The organism is Rhizobium sp. CBN3 (genome assembly GCF_030518245.1).
GTDB classification, from domain to species: Bacteria; Pseudomonadota; Alphaproteobacteria; order Rhizobiales; family Rhizobiaceae; genus Rhizobium; species Rhizobium aethiopicum_A.
This window is the reverse complement of record NZ_JAULSE010000025.1, coordinates 58,062-74,789: the sequence shown is the minus strand read 5'-3', so window position 1 is coordinate 74,789 and position 16,728 is coordinate 58,062. Positions and strand designations below refer to the sequence as shown.

Sequence of the window (16,728 nt, the reverse complement as noted above, 5' to 3'; positions counted from 1 at the left end):
CGTTCCGTTCGTTTCATGAACCGGCATCATGCAGACTGCTTTCTGCCGCTTGTAACCAGGGATCAGCAAACACCATGCCAACTGCTCCGACGCGCCAAGAAGATGATTTTCTTTTATCAATGGGCGGGTTGAGGGCAGGTTGATGTGTATTTGACGGAGAGACCGGCGAACAAAACGTTCCAATCACGACAAACCTGACAAAAGTGGCGGATGCCCGACATCTGCGAGAAATGTCGACGGTTGCGCTGGGGACAAGGGAATTCACGTGGACTTCAAATCGCGCCAAGGATCATGTGCCTGTTCGTGGCTAAGGGGCGTTACCCGGAAAATCAAAACTCGCGGAGCTCTCCGCTATTCCATATCGCGCCGCGATATCTTCGAGCGCTTCCTGAAAGACGGCCGCGTCGAAGTGGACTCCACATGTTGAGCGGGCAATCAAGCCCCAGGCGTTAAGAAAAAATAGCCTGTTTGCTGAAGGTGACGAGGGCGCGACATACTCCTCATCTGATGATGTCCTTATAATAAAAGAGGATTTTGAACCGGATCCTGAGATATCGGACGCCGGGATCGCCTGGCATCGGCTTCGCGGCGCACGGTTTCGTGTTGAAGGTCGGAAAGCTGGATGATCCACGGCGCTCCGGTGCATAACTGGCGAGCGGGAAGGACACCGCTGCTGACCATCCGGTAGGCGGTAGCTCGACTCACCTTTAGAATGTCGGCGGCCTCGTCGAGGGTTCTCTCACCGCGTTCGGCCCGTTCACCTTCTCGATAGACGGAGATGCCGTGGATGTTGCGAAGACTGCAGACGTGGCTTCGCGTCCAGCTGGCGCCATGCCCTGTCCGCTTGCCGGATCGATTCAAGATTGCTGCGATCGACAAATCGGGCAACTGCCTCGCCAAGTTGCGAACGAGATCGACAACATCAGCCTTAACTGCCCAGCGGGTCTGGCCGATCTTGTTTTTCTTCACCGTCATCCGGGTGTGATCGCCACCCTGCCAATGAATGACGAGCGCCAATGTGTCGTCAACGGTATCGACAATGATTTCTTTGATCAGCAGCCGAATGATCTTTTCGCGTGTCTCGATAGACGCGTCGGGACCTGTCCCATGCCTTATTATAGATCGCTACCGAGCATCATCAATCTTGTACGGTCGTCGGCCGATAAAGCAGGCGTGTTACGGTCGGTCGAGAGCATCTCGAACTGGACCTCGAGATCACGCAATAGGATCAGCTTCTCATTCCAGCGCCGCTCCAGTTCGCCGGCGACCAACCGATTGCCCGGATCGACAGCATCATACTGGCGGCGCGCCCTGGCAGCCTCGTATTGTGCTTGCTTGATTAAGTTCTCGAGTTGCTGTTGATTGTCGCTATGACGCTGCGTGTGCGCCTCCATTGCCCGCAAGGCCGCCTCGATTCCCAGAGGTTGCAATCGCTCGAGCACCTCCTGCGCCACGGCCCGATCGACCCGCATGCCGCCGAACCCGATACAGTTGCCGACCGCCATGGCGCCGAACGTGCCGCGACAAACATATCGCTGCGTATTGCCGCCTTTCCCGGAGTATTGAATGTGCAATCGGCGACCGCAGCGACCGCAACGGAATAGTCAGGCAACAAAGCTTGGCGCGCAGTTCAACGAGTTTGGTTGCCGAAAGGCGCGGCGCAGCTACGATCTCGATCGAACTTGCCGCAGGATCAAACATCCATGCCGGAATTTGAAATGAACCACCGTGTGCCAGAATGAGCAGATAGTGAACGCCTTCGTGCTCATGGCTGCCGGTTACCAAGACGGTTTGGTCAACCAGTGGATGGAAGGGATAGGTGACCCTTGCTTCAAACGTCGGAAATCCGGCATTATGAACCCGGCTCGGAAGGCGGCGGCAGGACTTGGGCGACGATCGCGACGCTGCTTCAAACTGCATTTTGCCGCGCGCGGCAAAAGCACGTTTATGCTGACCAGCAAACTATGCCGATTAACCGACTTTGCCAACGTTTCCGGCACCATAGCGGCCGCCTAGTCGGCATAGCTTAGGGTCTCTCCGTCGCGAAGGAGAGGACACATGAACGCAACTCAGGATCGCATCGCCCTATGCAGGAAGCTAGTCTACAGTCCACATCGGGACGACGATGCACGTGGCACTCGCTAAGCCTGTTTCGGGATCTGATCGACTGCCATGTCGGCAATGGAATACTCCGCAGGATTTAAGCGAGGTTCACGTCGACCGCTTCCCTGAGCATCGTTTCAAACACTGGAGACCCGACTCGGGCGATTGATCGGCGCTCCGCCGCTCGCCTTTGGCGTTACGGGAGAATGGCTTAATACCGACCGCGCTTCCTATTCAGCGCAGTGAGCACGAGAAGATCGACGATGCTGGCCGGTCCCAAAAACGGGATGGCAGCTTCTAGAGCGCTTCCGATTTTAGCTGAATCGGAAGGGATTCCGTTTTTGGCTGTTTTGTGATTCAAGATGCTGGCTGGAGTGGAGGCCAGCATCGGATGACTCGACCTCTTTCAAATGATCTTCGCAAGCGTGTTGTTGATGCCATCGAAGCGGGCGAGAGCTGCCGGTCGGTGGCGGTGCGGTTCGGTATTGCGGTGTCTTCAGCGGTGAAGTGGTCTCAGCGCTACCGTTCGAGCGGATCTGTGGCGCCTGGGAAGATGGGCGGTCACCGCAAGCGTGTTCTTGAGCCGTACCGGGCGTTTATCGCCGAGCGAATTAACCAGACGCCGCATCTATCACTGCACGGATTGAAGGCAGAATTGGCCGCACGAGGGGTGAAGGTATCCCACGACACCGTATGGCAATTCCTGCGGCGCGAGGGGCTGCGGTTCAAAAAAAACACTGTTCGCCCTTGAACAGGGACGTGCCGACATCGCGCGGCGACGACAACGCTGGCGGTCCTGGCAGACCGGTCTCGATCCTAGGCGGCTGGTCTTCATCGATGAAACCTGGATCAAGACCAACATGGCGCCGCTTCGGGGCTGGGGCCCGAAGGGCAAACGCCTGCGCGGCTTCGCCCCGCATGGCCATTGGCGCACCCTGACTTTCCTGGGTGCGTTGCGCTACGATCGGCTTGCCGCACCTTGTGTCTTCGATGGACCCATCAATGGCGAATGTTTCCGAGCCTATGTCGAACAGCAACTCCTATCGGTGCTCGAACCCGGCGACATCGTCGTGATGGATAATCTCGGCTCCCACAAATCGGTCGCCATTCGTCAGATGATCCGCAACGCTGGTGCCCGACTCTGGTACCTGCCGCCATACTCTCCCGACCTCAATCCGATCGAACAGGCCTTCGCCAAAATCAAGCACTGGATGCGCCTGGCTCAGAAGCGAACGATCGATGACACTTGGCGCCACATCGGACACCTCGTCACAACCATCGAGCCCAGCGAATGCAGCAACTACTTCGCCAATGCCGGATATGCTTCCGTGAAAACCTGAAACGCTCTAGAAGTCGATTGAACGGACCGGTCGGGACCGGCGTCCGCACGCGGTGCCCCACGGTCTGTCGGCCTCTGAATTCTGTTCTGCAGGTAAAGTCAGCCGACGCCGTCGCGTATCGCGACTTTGGAGCTCGTTGGGTTCGCTCGCCAGCCCCTTCCTCATGCGATGCGGCTCCGCCCCTTTGCAAGAAACGCTCCGGCGTCCCAATACTTTTGGCTTTGCTCGACGGCGCTGTATCCCGCAGCTTCGATAGCCTTGCTCCGAAACGCTTCCTGCGGGGTCGTCAACTCCTGCAGTCAGGCGCCTTCCGCCGCTGCGTTATGATCCGTCGGAGCCAGACTTTCAGCGGCTGTTTCCGCCGCTGACTTTATGGCTGCGGACCCTCACGGTTGAACTCTCCAACCCGGATTAGTGCCGGTCGAGTTCGGCTTCGACCTTCTTGCGACTGTTGCCTACGTTCTTCACGGTCTTCTTCACCGCTTCCTTGGAAATGCCTTCCTTCCGGGCTTCGTACTTCACCTCGTGATCCTGACCACCTGCGACGCGAGCACGATCCTGGCTGCGGGCTTTGGATGTGGTTGCCATGGTGAGATCCTCCTAATGTCGGTCCTTACGAACGGGCGCCGATTCAATAAGTTCCGGCCTCCGTTATGGTGAGGCGCGCTTCGGCGATGTCGCGGACGCGCTGCACATGGCCTCGGGCGAGATGGTTCACTTCGACGATGAGATCGCGCAAGGCATATCTGCGACCGCAGTTAATCAGTAGCGGACAATTCTTCCCAGGCAGTTGGTACGGCTCGTCGTGTGCCTATGAGCAAACCCATGGATTGATTGTCATAGAAAGCAGGACTAGAACAACAGCGCTAATGCAGGAGCGCTCGGCATCCGAACGCAGAACAAGATCGCGGCGGAAGCCACGCAAGAGCGTCGTCTGCGAAGAGAAACCAAGCGGCTCGGCAGGTTGCGGCTAACCTCTGACCGAGTCGGCACCACGAAGGAGCCAACCCATCGGGGACAGATCCCCCTCAGCCGCTACATCAACGTGATTTGGAGTTTGGAATGGATCAATTTGCTACCGCCGACAACACCTCCGCAGCCGCTCGTCGCCGCAAAGCCAGGATTGCGAAGGGCTACAGCCTTGAGGACCTGGCCATCGCCACCGGACTTACGGTCGAGGAAATCGCAGCGGCCGAGGAACCCCTTCAGATCGTGCCTCAGCACCACCTCGAGCGCATTGAGCATGTGATCTCATAGCTTCCGTCGCCACCGGCACGCGGTCCCGGTTTAGGGGCCGCAGTCAACCACGGAGGGCGCGGAACGAAAGATCGATGCTCTATGGGACGTCCTAGGCGCATTGATGCTCCGCTTCACGCCGACAGAATGCGCAAACTACTTCAGGGCTGCTGGATATGACCCGGATTGAACAGGATTTGCTCTAGTCGATATTGCGTCCAATTGAAGTGTCATCCGCCATTTTAAGATAACTGCAGAATCACTTAAAGAGAACATGGCACCAATGATCGCACAAACAACCGGTCCGCTTCTGCCAACCGACGCAGTTCCGATTGTCGCGATGTTCTTCTACGATATGGCGCAACTATCTGCTCGGTGGCTTAGGTAAGCCACCGCCGTTCGCGGCTTGTGGCTACTCATCCTGCCGGGCTGCGCTGTCCGTCGCGTCACGCGCCGCACCCAATCGATCGCGATGCTGATGCCAATGCGGAAGCGCTTGGACGCCGCCCGGCACCACACCCCTCCTGTATCACCGCTTCTACAACTTCTCGCGGTTATTCGAAACAGGTCTCGCCATCCAGCTCAGCCTCCTGACCGGCCAGAAGGATGAATCCGATTTGCGTCATAGGGAATCCTTCTCACGGGTCTACCTAAAATCATCCCGCTCTAAGCTTACGCGCACAACTCGCGGTTCAGCATGAACTCGCAACATCTGTTTTCCGGTGCGAGGGTCATACCTCGATGCGATCGTCAAGCAGCCCGATCTGTCAAAGCCGCGACTATCTCTTCCAATGCAAATCTTAGGCTATCACTCAGCTTTCGATCTTTTTGCCAAACGACGACGTAGTGATATGTTGCCCCTGGCTGAAATTCGCGGAATGCAACGTCGAATTCAGCATATTCGCTCGCAATAATCTCGTTCGTAATCGAGACGCCGATCCCTGTCATGACATAGCCAATGTCATTGCCATTGGCGTCATATTCCACGGCGATGTCAGGAGCGGTTCCCATATACCGAAGGGCATTGACGCTCATTTGGTGAGAGGCAAATTGCGGGTCGATGTCGATGATCGCCTCACCGGCAAGATCTTCGGCAGTAACAAGCTGCTGTGCCGCAAATCGATGGTTGACCGGAAAAAGACATACGTTGGTGGCTGAGCCGACCGGCATCCAATCAAGAATGCGCTCATCAAGAGGCAATCGGGAGATGCCAAGATCCGAGCGGCCGTTTAACACATGATCTGCAATCTGCTGATAGGTTCCTGTTTTCACCTGAACGGCGTAAGAGCGGCTTCTCTCCCGAAGCCTTTTGACCACTTTCGGCAAGGTCGCGAAGGAGAAAGCGCTTGGCGCCGCGATGCCGATCATTCGCGTATCGTTGCTCCGCAGGAAGTCGATTGACGGTCCGATCCGATCAAGTCCGGCAAACGCCGCGTCGATTGTGCGTAGAAATTCCCATGCCTTGACGGTGGGGATCAACCTGTTGTTTTCCCGGCGAAAGAGTGCGAAGCCGACAGTCTCCTCTAGCTGCTTGATGTTTTGGCTGACCGCCGGCTGGGTTATTCGCAACATCTGCGCTGCGAGCCTTTCCGAGCCGGCGCGCATGACCTCCCGTAATATTTGAAGGTGGCGGATCTTCACTCCGGAGTCGGTGATGTCCATGGCCGGGAATCTCAATCGTGGTCGAGCGACGCGCCTCATAAGTTGCGCTTATCAAAACTTCCTGAATCTTATAAATTGACGGCGGCAAGTCAAAGTATATTTTTGACATACGCCAAACTTAGAGCGCTGGTTAAGCTAATAAATCCAATCTACCCTCGGTTAATCTCGGCAAGCCCTTTGTATATGTCGGGAGAATAACTTTCCTATTTCGGCGCGCTCGCAAGAATATTGGAGACTTGCATTGTACGCATTTGTAGATCAATTTTTATCTGGATTGAAGAACACACTTTTAGTGTTTGCCTTGAGCTGCGCTTTCGGGACCCTATTAGGTTTGCTTATTGCCGTTCTCCGCAACTCGACCCGCAAGTCGGTTTCATCGTGCATGCGGGCCTACACGGGCATCATCCGGGGTGTTCCGGAACTTCTGATCATCCTCCTGACGTATTTCGGCGGAACCGCCCTTTTGAGCGCGATTACCGGTGGCTACATCGAGATTAATGCATTTGCGGCCGGTGTCGCGGCACTGACCGTCGTATTCAGTGGGTACGCCGCGGAAATATTCCGTGGTGCGATCAACGCGGTTGCACCAGGCCAACGAGAGGCTGCAGCGGCGCTCGGGCTTTCGAACGCGCAGATTTGGTTTCTGATCATCATTCCCCAGATGATCCCGATCGCTCTGCCGGCATTCTGTAACCTCTGCATCTCCTTGATAAAGGATACATCGCTGATTTCCGTCGTCGGGCTGACGGATGTCATGCGCGTCGCCTATATAGGCGCAGGCTCACTGCGCGCTCCACTCCCCTTCTATCTCGCAGCGTCTGCAATCTACCTCGCCCTCACAAGCCTGTCGCTTCTTTCGTTCCGGTTATTGGAGCGCCGCTATTCGCTCCCGGCGATGAAAGGTTGAGGCAATGAGCATGACCATCGCGCTTGAAGCGTTTCTCACCCTTCCCCGCGGCCTTCTTCTCACTCTGGTTCTGACATTCGCATCGCTTGCCGCAGGCTTCGCCGTCTCGGTCCCGCTCGCCTTCCTACGGGCATCATCAAATCCGTGGGCTTCCGCGCCCGTGCTGGCATATACCTATGCGTTCCGCGGCACGCCACTTCTGGTTCAGCTTTTCCTGATTTACTACGGGATTGGCCAGCTTCCCCTCGTCCGCCAAAGCTTTCTATGGGCCGTGATGCGAGAGCCATTCTGGTGCGCCTTCATTGCTTTCACCCTGAACAGCGCCGCCCATACGACAGAAGTTCTGCGCGGCGGGATCCAGGCGGTCCCGCGTGGGCAGATTGAAGCGGCCAAAGCCTTGGGCCTTTCCCGTTTCCACACTGCCCGTCTTATCGTGTTCCCTTTGACCCTCAGGATCGCTCTTCCCGCCTATGCAAATGAGGTGGTTGGAATGCTGAAGGCAAGCTCCCTTGCAAGCACCATCACGCTGCTTGAGGTGACCGGGCTCGCCCGACAGCTGGTGTCGGAGACATTCGCCCCATACGAGGTCTTCATTGCCGCGGGGGCTTTCTATCTGCTGCTTACCCTCTTGATCACGCAAGGTTTCCAGATGCTGGAGACGCGTTGGACGCCGACGGCAAACCGTCCACCGCCGGCGCAACCTGTACCTCGAAGAGCGAACGGAAAGCCGCCTCTCGCCTCGGCTGAAACTTGACGCCAGCCCACATCCCGGACGCCAACAATCAAACTCAGCAATGAAAGGAACATCGTCGTGAAACGAACACTTCTGCTTGCCCTGTCTCTTGTCGTCTGCGCCAACAACGCGGGAGCAATGGACAGGAAGACACTGACAATCGCCTCTGAAGGTGCTTCGCCGCCCTGGAATGCCATCACCCCCCAAGGGGAGCTCGCCGGCTTTGACATCGACGTCGGCCGCGATCTTTGCCGGAGGATGAAGTTCGAGTGCACTTTCGTGCCTCAGGACTGGGACGGAATCATACCGGCGCTCACCGTTGGAAAGTTCGATGCCATCATGTCGGGGATGGCGATAACTGAGAAGCGGAAGAAATCTATCGCTTTTTCCAAGCCCTACGCCGGAGGTTTCAACCAAGTTGTCATACGCAAAGATCTCAATCTTCCGCCCACGGATACGTTGGCCGAGCTCGACCTCACAACTATCGACCCTGAAAAGCAGGCAAAGATCGAGGAGCTTCGAGCCGCTCTCAACGGCAGAACTTTGGGCGTATTGCGATCATCGAATTCGGAAGCGGTGCTCAATGAACTGTTCGGAAAGGTCGCGACGATCAGGAGCTACGATTCCCAGGACAACATGCATCTCGATCTCGTGGCTGAGCGCATCGATGGCGGTCTTGCCGACTATTTCACCTGGAAAGCCTTCCTCGACAGCACGGATGGCGGGATTGCGACGCTCTACGGCCCGCGGCTCTCCGGTGGCCTGTGGGGCCCGGGTGTCGGCGTCGGGCTCCGGCAAGATGACGGCGAACTGGTTGCGGCATTCGATAGCGCCATCGAGGCCGCCACGAGCGACGGAACCCTGAAGCGGCTGAGCGAGCAATGGTTCAAGATCGATGTTTCGCCGCAGACATCGAACTAGACACTGGCTTTCCGACACGCATTTCCCCCGAAGCCATAGCGCGTGAGCAGTCGGCAGTCCCAAAGATCGAAGGTAGACCATATGTCCGCACCCTTTTCCATTGCTGTCACCGGCCAGTCGCTCATCCGTCATGATCTTCGAACGATCGGCGATCCACGGCTCGCTGAGATCGCCGAGATCCTCAAAGCAAGCGATGTTGCCTTCACCAATCTCGAGACGACTATCTATGGTCGTCATGGTGGATGGCCGCTCAAAGGCAGCTATTTCGGCGCTGCAGCGCCGGATGTCTTGGCGGCGTTGAAGGAGCTCGGTTTCAATAGCCTGGCTCTGGCGAACAACCATGCTTTCGATCTTGGACCGCCGGGGATCCTCTCGACGCTGGAGGAGGTTGCGGCACACAATTTCCTGCATGCCGGCATCGGCCACAACAAGCATCATGCTTCCACGGCACAGAAAATGACGTTCGGATCCCGAAATGTCGCGCTGATTGCCATGGATGCCGGGCCAGGCCCGTCTTTCATGTACGCCGAGGACGCAACTGAGGGCAGGATAGCAAGGCCCGGCATCAATAGTCTGAAAGTCTCCAGGGTATTCGACCTGGAAGCGGGAACATTCAACTTGCTTCGCTCCATTCAGGAGCGTCTTCTAAGTTCGCCCTTGGAGCGCGCGAATTATGCCCAGCCAGAGGATCCGCCTGATCTTCATGGCCAAGACGAAATTGATTTCTATGGAACCGTGTTTCGCAGATCAGATGAGACCGCTCGCCGCATCGTCATGGACCGGCACAGCGCCAGGGCTCACCTTTCGGCGATCGCGGAAGAAGCGGGCCGCGACACGCTCGTCATCGTGTATTTGCATCATCACCATTGGGAGCCGAACTGGCAGCAAGTCCCCGTCTGGGTCCGCGAATTTGCGCACGATTGCGTTAACGCGGGCGCAGGCCTCTTTGTCAGCCATGGCGCTCCGGTCCTTCAAGGGGTTGAGATATATCGGAATACGCCAATTTTCTACGGCCTTGGCAACTTCCTCTTCCATACGGAAAAGGACGAACAGGAATGGAGCCCGCCGGAAGTGTGGAGGAGCGTCATCGCGACCTGCAATTTTGGATCTAGCGGACAGCTGGAAAATGTACGCTTGCGTCCGATTGTGATCGGTGGAACCGAGGCATTATCGAATCCTGCACGCGATCGCCTCCCCTTCCCTGTGCTCGCCGATGGCAGAATGGCGGCAGACATCCTTGACGATCTTGCCGACCGCAGTGCCGGTTTTGGCACTGTGCTTGACCGAGAGAAGAACGTTGGCCAGATCGCTTTTTAGAACCTGCAGTATGCGGCGATAACTCTACGAACCGCTGACCAATTTTTGCGGCCGCGCTCTTGTTGGTCTTTTTATGGGGAAACGTCCTTGTGTTCTTCCATCTCTTCATCGACAATCGAGCTGACGAGGGCAACGACCCGGCTGCGCACACGCGGAGAAAGGAGCAAAACGTCGTCTATCAGACGCCGTCCCTCCGCCGTGGATATGTAGGCAATCTTCCCATCGATCTCTGTTATGAATTGCTGGCCCTGAGTGGTTTCGGGATCTGGAAGGCCTTCGAAAAACCTCGAAACCGGGATCTTGAGGCAATTGGCAAGCTCGTAGAGCATCGAAGCGCTGACGCGGTTCTTACCGCTTTCATATTTTTGTACCTGCTGCAAACTCACCCCGATGCCGGCGCCGAGATCCCCTAGGGAGACATTCGACTGCATTCGGCGGATACGGATTTGCTGTCCGACATGCCGATCGACTGGATGTACCGACTCGCGTGCAACATCCGACTGTTTGGCTTGCGCAGGTCTCGAAGTCCGAACCTGGGCTGCTACATAGCGCTTCATGGTGGTCACCCCGATGGAGAGTTTCACGCGGTGCGCCCCCGCTGAAAACTCGCTCAACCCACTGATCGGGGAGTTCGTAACCGTGCTAGACGGCCCTGTGGCCTTTAGTTCCGAGGAACCTGGACATACGCCACAGGCTCCTCGACCGAAGGTCAAGGAGTGTGGTGCCGAATCGGCCGGCACCAACCGCTAACAGGGGTTACGAAGCCCCAAGGCAGCGCGTACTGCCTCGCTGCCAGCTTAGTTGAAATCCGCCCGCCGCGCAACCGAATTCTTTACAAAATTCAATAGCTTCGCTTTACGCGCGGACACTTGTCTCAAAGCGAGAGGTCACGCTTCGGGCGGTAAAGTGGTCAGAAAACCAAAGGAGGTGCGATCAGCGGAACGCCCATTGCCAGGATTGTCTGCCCACTCTCCCGGAGGAATAGGCTACCGCAAGCTCCGCCCATAGGGGGTCCTGGGTGAAGCTGGAAAGGGGCCCGCAAGCGTCGATAATGCTCATCTTGCCGAACAGCCCGAGAAGCGTTTCAATTCCCCCACGGCTAAAAGCATTCAACAGCGAAAATGGCTCGCACGGCGAGGAGATGATGCGATGGCCCCAAACCCCCGGCCGTTCGTCCTTTGACAGTGCGTTGAGAAGCTGTGTGTCACGATGGTTGTTCCTCAACGCCTCGCAGAATGCCCAGCGCATCAACGGATAATAGATCGTATGCCGACTTCCACCCAGGACACGCACGCCAGGCAGGATCGACGTTACGATGAACATCAGCAGAAGGTTCGGAACGATCCGGCCAGTTCTCAGGGCCTCCACAAGACTTGGCGGCGAGAATTCAACACAGACATCATCTGTCGCCTTCGACCGGAGGACCCTGCCATCCAGCCAAAGTGGAAAAAGCCGCCCTTCAATGCAGCCCCAGAAAAAATGCGTCGAGTTTTTCAGCCAGCCTCGCCAAGCCGTGTCAGCGAGTTGATCGATGCAGTGGATGAGGCGCATCGCGAATGCTCGGTCCTCGATCAGCGAGGCTCGCAGCCAGGACCGGCCATCGGAAAGGTGATCCGCGACCAGATCGGCAACGTCGGTATCGTCAAGCTGAAGAAAATCGACCTGGCTGTCAGAATACCGCTTCCAGAGGCAAAGATTTGCCGCTTTGATCGCCTCTGCCGCCGACTGGAATTCGCCCCGAGGCAAAAGGTCTCGCAAGCACGAAATTGCCTCCGAGTCATCACCGGGCCTGTCGACGTTTTGAAGATGGAACCTGTAGCAGCCGTTTCTGCCAAGAATGCTGTAGGGGATCATTTTGCTGCGCGACAGCCCGAAGACGTTGACTGCATCGCCATCGACGTGGAGCCAGGCCGGACCCTTGCGACCGCGTTCTACGAACTTCACTGTCGAGCAAGCGTAGGAGATATAGGATGTCCTGCCATGCGCGCGAAGTCCCATCAGGGAGAACAGATGGGTGTAAAATGCGTCAGGCTCGATCAACAGGTGGAGGTGGGGGCCACACTGCAGCACCGGAGCGACTTCGATTTCGGTTTGAAAGCGCGATGCGGCTTCTGCTGAATAACCCTGACGTTGCGCGACGGCCGCCACGCGTGACCGCAATAAAGACATTGCCTGGCTTCGCGCGACGCACCCCGATTGATCCGATCCAACCGAGAAAGCCGCCTTTGCGTAGTCGTTCAGCGATGCCTGCTCAAACTGACGCAACCAAGGGAATAATTCAAAAATGAGGGCCAACACCTCACCTTTTGAAACCAGGTCGCTATTGGGCGACGTCTCCATCCTCAGACGAACCGGCTTTCCGCCGGCGCTCCCCGATCCATGTTAAAGTAAAAGAAGAGCGCGACGGTCACCATCAGCGCCCCGAAGAGGCCGAAAATCCCCGAAGGTGGAATTGCGTCTCCGATCGTCCCGATGATGCCATACGCAAGAAGCCCTATCGAAACACAGATCGTGTGGATCTGGCTTCGCGCCCGCCCCAACATGTCAATCGAAACAGTCGATTGAACCCGTACATCGATCAGGATTCGCGTGACATTGTAGCAGAAGCCGAGCAACACCAGTTGAACGAGCGCTGACAAAAAGCTCTGGAAAACCGGAAAGCCCAACAGAACAATGCCAGCGAGCGCCGACTGGAAGAGGATGCTTTGTCGTCGCGAACGCGCCCTTCTGAGAAGAAGGGTTGAACAGCCCGCCATCGAACCGAGGGCCCAACCTGCCTCGAGATAACCGAACTCTAGCGCCGACCCCATGAGTTCGCGGGTGACATATGCGACGCCCAATACACTCACAAGCATGCCCATCGCATAGGTCAACGCATACATGACGGCGGTGGTCTTCAGTGAGTGAACGACGAAGGTCGTCGGCAACAGATCCATCCGACGAATGCTCTTTGCCTGCAAATCCGATCGAGAACGAGAAGGCGGCTGTCGGCCGAGCAGTGCCAGCAGCCCCAACAGTGATAGGCCGAAAAAGGCGCCAGGCAGGATCGACGTCAGATTCATCCCGATGGCGGTTAAGCTGTACCCGGTGACGATGGCGGCGATGAGATTGCCCGCCTGCATCGCAATATAAGACGCCGAATTGAATGAAGTGAGGTTCTTAGGACGAACGATGTCTGGAATGATGGCCTGCAGCGCAGTCGAATAGGTTCTGTCGATGAACGCGAAGATGGTCCACGATAGGCAAAGAACACCAAGTGGGTCACCGAACGAGAGACCAATACCAGTTGAAAATATGAGGATCAACCTGGATAAATCGCAAGCGATACAGACGAAGCGACGATCAAATCGATCAACTAGAACCCCACCAACATTGCTGGTGAGCAACTCGGCGGCACTGCCGAGCGCCAAAAGGATAGCTAGAGCGCTCGCGCTCTTGCTGACATCTGTCGCAGCCCATGCCGCCAGCACGAAGTAGACATTCCGGCCAATGGCCGACGCCAGAACACAGAAGAGATAGATGCCGCGAGAGGCATAACACCCTATGCCGCTGTTTTCTGTTGCGCCCACTTCATCCAAACTCCCTACTGGCAGGTTCATGGGGACATGCTATTCTTCTGAAGAGCTGGCGGCTTTCATGAAATTGATATTATCTCTCGTCCAGAACCAGCTATTCTTTCCAGAGCGCCCGGTACTCGGCAGGGGAAAATCCCGTCTCTCGGCGAAATCTGGTCGAGAGGTGGCTCCCGCTGGAGTAGCCACAGGCGATGGCGATCTCGGTCACGCTGATCGCAGTCGTGCGGAGAAGGTCGGTCACGCGTTCAAGACGGCGTTGGTTATAGAAGCCATAGGGCGTCGAGCCTTGCGACTGCTTGAAAGCGCGGGAAAAATGCTCGTAGGTCAATCCCGCCTCTTCAGCCAGAGCGCGCACGCTCGGAGGTCGATCAATGTGAGCTTCAATTCGCCCTATTACGCGCTTGAGAACCGTAGGCGACAATCCTCCTCGAGACAATCTGCCAGATGTGCCGGAGCGGCGCTGCAGAAGTCCGAAGATAGCCGCGAGGTGCCCTTCAACGATCAGACTCCCCACGGAATCGTCGTGTGAAAGTTCTCCGGCAATCTGCCGCGCCAAGCATTGGATCGGCAGATCTCTAAATCCAAGCTCCGGACGTAAGGTGCCTACGCGCGGGAGCTTGGTCGTGAGGTTGGAAAAAAAATCCTGCGTCACGGTTATCATAAGATAACAACCCTCAGCATCGCCTTCATCCCAACCGCTCCAATGGCAACCGGGCGGAATGTAAACAAGCGAGCCGTCTGGACGCGGACTGAACTCGACTCTTCGTCCGTCCACAAAATTTTCGCCGGATGCCGCCGTACCCCTTATGTTGAGGAAGATCAGGTGGTCATCCGCGACAACGTCGATAACCTGTCGCCCGAGACTGCGCCGGCGAACGACATCTGCGCGGGCATGGCTCCAAAGGCCTTGCTGGTGAAGGATGATCTCCCCTTGTGACTTCTTCATCCTCTCGGGGTGAATTGATGGAATGATCCCCACTCGAAAGCTGCTCCCCTGAAAAACCGGTGTGGTAGCGACCCTACCTCACCCCAAGTTGTCAACAAGCCAGGCTTTAACCTCAGGTCGAATTTCATGTCAATTTCATGAAAACCAATCAAAATCGTGGATGCGAAAAGATGACGTTCGCGATCATCTTCTGCCGACATCATCGCTGACGGCACAATCTTTTCGGGATGCGCGATTTCCCCCTGAACCCCAAAAACGCGATGGTGCGAGAGAAAGGCAGGCTTTCGCATGCGTGAATTTGCCGACTTCATTGAGGAGTGCGACCGTGCCCCTCGCCTTAACGAGCTTTCTGAGTTTTTTTCGACCACCGCATCCGGTGAGGCCGGAATGCCTATCCGTCCGCCTGAGCTCGATCGCCGCTTGTTCCCAGTGGACATGACGTTCAGGCGCTTTTCAGCCCTTCATCCGCTGCGCCGAGGTCCATTCGATAAGCACTACTTGAGCAGCATACCCTACCGCCTCGAAGAGGAGTGCCGCATAGGCGGCGCGATCCTCAAATACGCGCGGGCCAGAAAGGGTCAACTGCAACTCTACACGCTAGGTACAGCCGAGGGGACGATGGCTCGTGTGATCGGCGAACTTGGCAAGGGCAGGATAGAAACACTGTCATGCAGTCCCAACGTCGAAAACCTTAGAAGCTTCTATGCCTATGGCGTTCCTCCTCATGCCATGTTTTTTCACGGACCATTTCATTATTTGACATCGCAAAGGGTCCAAGAAGACGTGGAGCTCCGAAAGTTTGGCAGCGGTTTCGATATCATCCTCGAGGACACGACTTTCCAGATGTATTCGCCAAATCGCTTCGATCAGATCCGTTTCGTCTCGCAGCATCTCAAGACCAACGGGCTCTTCATGTTCGTCGAGAAGTTCAGGCATGAAGACGCCGAGGAATATCGGCGGCGGGAACGCCAGAAGGACCATAGCTTCAAAGCTCGCTTCTTCAGCGCGTCAGATATTCGCGCCAAGGAAGAGACGGTGCTAACGCGAATGGATCGAAACGAAGTCACCCTTTCGGAGATGAGCGAAACACTACGCCGGTTCTTTGGACACTCATTCGTCACCTGGAACAGCGGCAATTTCTACACGCTTGTCTCCAGCAACAGTCGGGAGAATCTCGACCTGTTCCTATCGAAGCTGTCCCCACCCGCGATTCCGGCAGAATATGTCTATGCGGACCTTCCCTACCGCCTTTACCCGGAATCCGAAGCAAGGCGGCTATCGGGGCGATCTTGGACCCTTTAGCGATTCCTCATCTTCACCGTCGCGTAAGCGCAACTGCGTCACGTCTTCACGAGCCTCAACTGGAACAACGTTCGCGTCAGCAGAAAGCGCTCCATCACGTTGAGCAGCCCTCAGCGCTTTGCCACCTCTAAAAGCCTTTTTTCTCCAAATAGGCAGGAACAGCATGAAGAAATCGATTGGCGAAGTCCGTCACTTCGTTGAGCTGAGCCCGCCGTGCAACGCGCATCTGGTCCTGCCACGAGCGCCATCATTCGCGGGTGAGGAAGATGTTCCAAAGTGCGTGCACGTCGCCGAAGCGTGTGTCGCAATCACGCGCACGCAGCACGTTGCCGACAAGATCTGCACGCAAATCGAGGACTTCTACCAATCCCTCGTCTCCGTGGGACCTGACAGGTTTCTAGCTTTCGAAGGTGGAGGCGCGATCATAAGGCCGACCAGTGAAAGCCTGTTCTTCACGGTCTCAGCGCGAGACCTCGTCACTTTCTGTGGCATCCGCGCGCTGCTGGAAGCAGGCTTGTTTCTGGCCACGTCCGTGTCCGAGGGGGCTATAGAGTGGCTTCACGCAGACGGCACCCGATCTGGTGAAACCTGCAATCGCCTCTACAACGACCGCTGCGGAACGGACGAACAGTAGCTTCGACCGCTCCGCCACCCAAAGGAAGATCGATCTCGGGACAATCGGGTCG

General features: G+C 56.5%; 19 protein-coding genes and 5 pseudogenes. 11 read left to right on the top strand and 13 right to left on the bottom strand.

Annotated elements, in window-relative coordinates; translation table 11 throughout:
- Positions 1-183 (bottom strand): hypothetical protein (locus QWJ46_RS26620; RefSeq protein WP_302755089.1); only part of this gene is annotated, 183 nt, incomplete at its 3' end.
- A 160-nt stretch (positions 184-343) separates the two neighbouring features.
- On the opposite strand from QWJ46_RS26620, the pseudogene QWJ46_RS26615 reads away from it, so the two are divergent.
- Positions 344-626 (top strand): annotated as a pseudogene (locus QWJ46_RS26615) (transposase); the annotation flags it as partial.
- Here QWJ46_RS26615 and QWJ46_RS26610 read toward each other — a convergent pair.
- From QWJ46_RS26610 to QWJ46_RS26595, 4 genes and pseudogenes are all read right to left on the bottom strand, one after another.
- A complete protein-coding gene (locus QWJ46_RS26610; protein WP_010011748.1) occupies positions 517-1,017 on the bottom strand; it encodes a helix-turn-helix domain-containing protein in 501 nt (166 codons plus the stop codon). The pseudogene QWJ46_RS26615 and the gene QWJ46_RS26610 sit on opposite strands and share 110 nt — an antisense overlap.
- A 98-nt stretch (positions 1,018-1,115) precedes the next feature.
- Positions 1,116-1,505 carry a hypothetical protein gene (locus tag QWJ46_RS26605; RefSeq protein ID WP_004674958.1) on the bottom strand — a complete coding sequence of 130 codons (390 nt, stop codon included), beginning with the start codon at positions 1,503-1,505 and terminating at the stop codon, positions 1,116-1,118.
- Positions 1,506-1,574: pseudogene (locus tag QWJ46_RS26600) on the bottom strand (ATP-binding protein); the annotation flags it as partial.
- Between the two features lie 112 nt (positions 1,575-1,686).
- Positions 1,687-1,785, bottom strand: a pseudogene (locus tag QWJ46_RS26595) (hypothetical protein); the annotation flags it as partial.
- Here QWJ46_RS26595 and QWJ46_RS26590 point away from each other — a divergent pair.
- Together QWJ46_RS26590 and QWJ46_RS26585 are read left to right on the top strand one after the other, a co-directional pair.
- Positions 1,750-2,016, top strand: coding sequence for a hypothetical protein (locus QWJ46_RS26590; protein ID WP_237358605.1), 267 nt, complete (start codon positions 1,750-1,752; stop codon positions 2,014-2,016). The pseudogene QWJ46_RS26595 and the gene QWJ46_RS26590 sit on opposite strands and share 36 nt — an antisense overlap.
- Before the next feature lie 478 nt (positions 2,017-2,494).
- Positions 2,495-3,443, top strand: a protein-coding gene (locus tag QWJ46_RS26585) for an IS630 family transposase (protein WP_085994805.1) whose coding sequence is annotated in 2 segments (ribosomal slippage) — positions 2,495-2,830 and positions 2,832-3,443 — 948 coding nt in all. Because the reading frame shifts where the segments join, the coding sequence is not laid out codon by codon here.
- A gap of 411 nt (positions 3,444-3,854) precedes the next feature.
- On the opposite strand, the gene QWJ46_RS26580 is transcribed toward QWJ46_RS26585, so the two are convergent.
- Positions 3,855-4,031 (bottom strand): DUF3606 domain-containing protein, encoded by a 177-nt coding sequence (locus QWJ46_RS26580; protein WP_004668584.1) that lies wholly within the window; start codon positions 4,029-4,031, stop codon positions 3,855-3,857.
- A gap of 474 nt (positions 4,032-4,505) precedes the next feature.
- On the opposite strand from QWJ46_RS26580, the gene QWJ46_RS26575 reads away from it, so the two are divergent.
- Both QWJ46_RS26575 and QWJ46_RS26570 read left to right on the top strand, forming a co-directional pair.
- A complete protein-coding gene (locus QWJ46_RS26575) occupies positions 4,506-4,700 on the top strand; it encodes a hypothetical protein (protein WP_004668585.1) in 195 nt (64 codons plus the stop codon).
- A gap of 58 nt (positions 4,701-4,758) precedes the next feature.
- Positions 4,759-4,869 (top strand): annotated as a pseudogene (locus QWJ46_RS26570) (IS630 family transposase); the annotation flags it as partial.
- A gap of 209 nt (positions 4,870-5,078) precedes the next feature.
- On the opposite strand, the pseudogene QWJ46_RS26565 reads toward QWJ46_RS26570, so the two are convergent.
- Together QWJ46_RS26565 and QWJ46_RS26560 are read right to left on the bottom strand one after the other, a co-directional pair.
- A pseudogene (locus QWJ46_RS26565) lies at positions 5,079-5,256 on the bottom strand (IS630 family transposase); the annotation flags it as partial.
- Positions 5,257-5,429: 173 nt separating this feature from the next.
- Complete coding sequence (locus QWJ46_RS26560) at positions 5,430-6,341, bottom strand: LysR family transcriptional regulator (protein WP_004668587.1); 912 nt, start codon at positions 6,339-6,341, stop codon at positions 5,430-5,432.
- 241 nt (positions 6,342-6,582) lie between these two features.
- On the opposite strand from QWJ46_RS26560, the gene QWJ46_RS26555 reads away from it, so the two are divergent.
- The 4 genes from QWJ46_RS26555 to QWJ46_RS26540 all read left to right on the top strand — a co-directional run bounded on the left by QWJ46_RS26555 (position 6,583) and on the right by QWJ46_RS26540 (position 10,219).
- Positions 6,583-7,248, top strand: coding sequence for an ABC transporter permease subunit (locus QWJ46_RS26555; protein ID WP_018247166.1), 666 nt, complete (start codon positions 6,583-6,585; stop codon positions 7,246-7,248).
- Between the two features lie 4 nt (positions 7,249-7,252).
- Positions 7,253-8,002: an ABC transporter permease gene (locus QWJ46_RS26550; RefSeq protein ID WP_016737468.1), complete on the top strand. Its 750-nt coding sequence runs from the start codon at positions 7,253-7,255 to the stop codon at positions 8,000-8,002.
- 57 nt (positions 8,003-8,059) lie between these two features.
- The gene (locus QWJ46_RS26545; protein ID WP_011053397.1) at positions 8,060-8,902 is read left to right on the top strand and encodes a transporter substrate-binding domain-containing protein; all 843 of its coding nucleotides are present in this window, start codon (positions 8,060-8,062) and stop codon (positions 8,900-8,902) included.
- 81 nt (positions 8,903-8,983) lie between these two features.
- Positions 8,984-10,219 carry a CapA family protein gene (locus tag QWJ46_RS26540; RefSeq protein ID WP_004668595.1) on the top strand — a complete coding sequence of 412 codons (1,236 nt, stop codon included), beginning with the start codon at positions 8,984-8,986 and terminating at the stop codon, positions 10,217-10,219.
- A gap of 71 nt (positions 10,220-10,290) precedes the next feature.
- Here the strand turns inward: QWJ46_RS26540 and QWJ46_RS26535 are convergent, their stop codons facing one another.
- The 5 genes from QWJ46_RS26535 to QWJ46_RS26515 all read right to left on the bottom strand — a co-directional run bounded on the left by QWJ46_RS26535 (position 10,291) and on the right by QWJ46_RS26515 (position 15,030).
- A complete protein-coding gene (locus tag QWJ46_RS26535) occupies positions 10,291-10,776 on the bottom strand; it encodes a helix-turn-helix domain-containing protein (protein WP_018247165.1) in 486 nt (161 codons plus the stop codon).
- A 376-nt stretch (positions 10,777-11,152) separates the two neighbouring features.
- On the bottom strand, positions 11,153-12,559 hold the full coding sequence (locus QWJ46_RS26530; RefSeq protein WP_018247164.1) for a hypothetical protein: 1,407 nt from the start codon (positions 12,557-12,559) through the stop codon (positions 11,153-11,155).
- Between the two features lie 2 nt (positions 12,560-12,561).
- Complete coding sequence (locus tag QWJ46_RS26525) at positions 12,562-13,818, bottom strand: MFS transporter (RefSeq protein WP_004676106.1); 1,257 nt, start codon at positions 13,816-13,818, stop codon at positions 12,562-12,564.
- Positions 13,819-13,888: 70 nt separating this feature from the next.
- The gene (locus QWJ46_RS26520) at positions 13,889-14,740 is read right to left on the bottom strand and encodes a helix-turn-helix domain-containing protein (RefSeq protein ID WP_157214064.1); all 852 of its coding nucleotides are present in this window, start codon (positions 14,738-14,740) and stop codon (positions 13,889-13,891) included.
- Positions 14,737-15,030 carry a hypothetical protein gene (locus QWJ46_RS26515; protein ID WP_018247163.1) on the bottom strand — a complete coding sequence of 98 codons (294 nt, stop codon included), beginning with the start codon at positions 15,028-15,030 and terminating at the stop codon, positions 14,737-14,739. Before QWJ46_RS26515 ends, QWJ46_RS26520 begins: the two co-directional genes overlap by 4 nt.
- Here QWJ46_RS26515 and QWJ46_RS26510 point away from each other — a divergent pair.
- Together QWJ46_RS26510 and QWJ46_RS26505 are read left to right on the top strand one after the other, a co-directional pair.
- Positions 15,029-16,042: a class I SAM-dependent methyltransferase gene (locus QWJ46_RS26510; protein ID WP_004676105.1), complete on the top strand. Its 1,014-nt coding sequence runs from the start codon at positions 15,029-15,031 to the stop codon at positions 16,040-16,042. The two genes, QWJ46_RS26515 and QWJ46_RS26510, sit on opposite strands and share 2 nt — an antisense overlap.
- Before the next feature lie 163 nt (positions 16,043-16,205).
- Positions 16,206-16,676, top strand: a complete 471-nt coding sequence (locus QWJ46_RS26505; RefSeq protein ID WP_004676103.1) for a hypothetical protein — start codon at positions 16,206-16,208, stop codon at positions 16,674-16,676.
- The last annotated feature ends 52 nt before the right edge of the window (positions 16,677-16,728 follow it).

What these genes read in the sequence shown, in the direction of transcription:
- QWJ46_RS26510 (WP_004676105.1), top strand. Translation starts at nt 15,029, where the DNA reads ATGCGTGAATTTGCCGACTTCATTGAGGAGTGCGACCGTGCCCCTCGC.
- QWJ46_RS26505 (WP_004676103.1), top strand. Translation starts at nt 16,206, where the DNA reads ATGAAGAAATCGATTGGCGAAGTCCGTCACTTCGTTGAGCTGAGCCCG.
- QWJ46_RS26535 (WP_018247165.1), bottom strand. Translation starts at nt 10,776, where the DNA reads ATGAAGCGCTATGTAGCAGCCCAGGTTCGGACTTCGAGACCTGCGCAA.
- QWJ46_RS26550 (WP_016737468.1), top strand. Translation starts at nt 7,253, where the DNA reads ATGAGCATGACCATCGCGCTTGAAGCGTTTCTCACCCTTCCCCGCGGC.
- QWJ46_RS26520 (WP_157214064.1), bottom strand. Translation starts at nt 14,740, where the DNA reads ATGAAGAAGTCACAAGGGGAGATCATCCTTCACCAGCAAGGCCTTTGG.
- QWJ46_RS26515 (WP_018247163.1), bottom strand. Translation starts at nt 15,030, where the DNA reads ATGCGAAAGCCTGCCTTTCTCTCGCACCATCGCGTTTTTGGGGTTCAG.
- QWJ46_RS26605 (WP_004674958.1), bottom strand. Translation starts at nt 1,505, where the DNA reads ATGGCGGTCGGCAACTGTATCGGGTTCGGCGGCATGCGGGTCGATCGG.
- QWJ46_RS26575 (WP_004668585.1), top strand. Translation starts at nt 4,506, where the DNA reads ATGGATCAATTTGCTACCGCCGACAACACCTCCGCAGCCGCTCGTCGC.
- QWJ46_RS26525 (WP_004676106.1), bottom strand. Translation starts at nt 13,818, where the DNA reads ATGAACCTGCCAGTAGGGAGTTTGGATGAAGTGGGCGCAACAGAAAAC.
- QWJ46_RS26540 (WP_004668595.1), top strand. Translation starts at nt 8,984, where the DNA reads ATGTCCGCACCCTTTTCCATTGCTGTCACCGGCCAGTCGCTCATCCGT.
- QWJ46_RS26580 (WP_004668584.1), bottom strand. Translation starts at nt 4,031, where the DNA reads ATGGCAACCACATCCAAAGCCCGCAGCCAGGATCGTGCTCGCGTCGCA.
- QWJ46_RS26560 (WP_004668587.1), bottom strand. Translation starts at nt 6,341, where the DNA reads ATGGACATCACCGACTCCGGAGTGAAGATCCGCCACCTTCAAATATTA.
- QWJ46_RS26530 (WP_018247164.1), bottom strand. Translation starts at nt 12,559, where the DNA reads ATGGAGACGTCGCCCAATAGCGACCTGGTTTCAAAAGGTGAGGTGTTG.